The sequence below is a fragment of the Pelovirga terrestris genome (genome assembly GCF_014773365.1).
In the GTDB taxonomy this organism is placed as follows: Bacteria; Desulfobacterota; Desulfuromonadia; order Desulfuromonadales; family Geopsychrobacteraceae; genus Pelovirga; species Pelovirga terrestris.
Genome location: NZ_JACWUN010000033.1, coordinates 1 through 1,971 on the forward strand (window position 1 = coordinate 1; position 1,971 = coordinate 1,971).

General features: G+C 48.9%; 1 protein-coding gene. It reads left to right on the top strand.

What is annotated here, in order from left to right; all coding sequences use genetic code 11:
- Positions 1–140 precede the first annotated feature (140 nt).
- Positions 141–1,847, top strand: coding sequence for a beta strand repeat-containing protein (locus tag ICT70_RS14735; RefSeq protein WP_191157981.1), 1,707 nt, complete (start codon positions 141–143; stop codon positions 1,845–1,847).
- Positions 1,848–1,971 lie beyond the last annotated feature (124 nt).

Consider the following 1,971-nt stretch of genomic DNA (forward strand, 5'->3'; position numbering starts at 1 on the left):
TCAAGGTCCATAACGCCGCAAGTGCCAAACCATTTAAATGGACGAAAAGTGCTGCCGTAATCATCGATTCGGTTCAAAGAGCAAAAGCAGCAAATTAATATAAAGGACTAACCAAACAGGACACTAGTGGCGCCAAAGTCGTGTTTACTGCACCAGCACACAACTCAGTTAGCCTCGTTGTTGGTGGCGATGTGCCTGCTACGACCGCAGCTGTTGTTGCTGGGACAGCTGCTGTTCCCAAGGATGAGTCTCAAAACGAAGTTATTTACGGGAACGTATCTGTGGATGATCACGCTGTTGGCGTTGATTCAACTATCGAAACGATTGCTTTAGATGGTTATGGAAATGCCGCTGTTGGTGATGTAACAGATGTTGACGCACTCAAAACCCTGACCCTGAGAAACAGTGACGGTAGCACGGTTGTTAACACTGATGTAGCAACCCTGTCATTGGTTCTCGATAACATGGGTGACGCAGCAACTGCGAATGTTAATCTTGATGGCGCAGGTGCAAACGTGGAAACACTGACCATTACAAGCGAAAATGATGAGTCAGATGTCAACTTGACCGCTGCTGCCGTTAAAGCACTAACGATTAATGCTGGTGCTGACCTTGATCTTAGTCGCTCTGCAGTAAGTACTGTTCTTGAAACAGTTTCGATTACCGGTGCAGGTGAAGTTGATCTTGGCGATATCACCGCTGCAACTGGCCTCGACAGCCTCAATGCCTCCGCTAATACCGGCGGTGTGACCGCAACCGTCAATGCCGCTACCGCAAATGTTGGTGACCTGACCGAGTACATTTTCTCCGGTGGTGATGACGATGTCACCCTGGCTGACAGCACCGTCAACACCAAAGTCAGCCTTGGCGCTGGTAATGACAAAATCAGCCTCGCTACAGGTACCACTAGCCTGTCCGCAGTGATCGATGGTGGAGCAGGTACCAACACCCTGCACATGGATGCAGCTGACGCAGTTAATGCCTCTGCTACAACCACCTTCGAAACCAAGATTGATAACTTCCAGAAGTTGAGCTTGGGTGCTTCAGCAGTTGACCATACTGTCAAGCTCGGTAATATGAATGATATTGACTATGTTATTAGTACTGGTGTGGTTACCACAAAGACTCTAACGATTCAAGGAATGCTCAATAATGGTACTTTAGAGTTAACCACTGCAGGCTCTAACGACGTTATCGTTGAAATGGCTGATGCAACTGGTGCTAATGATACCTTCAACATCGTGACCAAGGTAAGTGCTACTAACCTTATTTTTGGTAAAGTAGAAGTGGCTGATGTGGAAAACATCAACATCGCTGCAACCGATACAGCACCGGGTACAGCAGCAAGCCCCAACATCCAGACTGCTACCCTGACGGTCGATGCTGATTCAGCTGAGACCATCGTAATCACAGGTAACAGTCACCTGAACCTGACCACAACCACAGGTACCGATCTGGTACTGGTTGATGCCAGCGCCATGACCGGTAAACTTGACTACGCAGCAACCGTAGACGAATTGGTCGTTCTGGGTGGTTCTGGTGCCGACACCCTCGACGCTAGCGGCGCTTCTCAAGTTGTCCTTAACGGTGGTGCCGGTAACGACACCCTGATCGCCGGTGAACTTGCACAACTGACTGGTGGTGCTGGTGCAGATACCTTTGAAATGAATGTCGAAGGTGGCGTGGTCGGTTATGCTACAATCCTAGACTTCAACTCCGGTGATGTGATCGACACAGGCAGCAACGTAGGTGGCACCAACTTCGTCACCACCAAGATCGCTTACGCTGGTACCGCTGTCTTCCAGGATGTTGCTAACAAAGCCATTACAGAAACGGCACTAGGGTGAGCGTGGCCAAAAAAATTGATGGAAAAATAAGAGATATTTGACAAGATACGTGGGGGAATAAAAAAGGAGCCCCCTCAGTTATCTTGGCGGATATCAAGGGGCTCCTTGCCATAAGAAAGGCAAG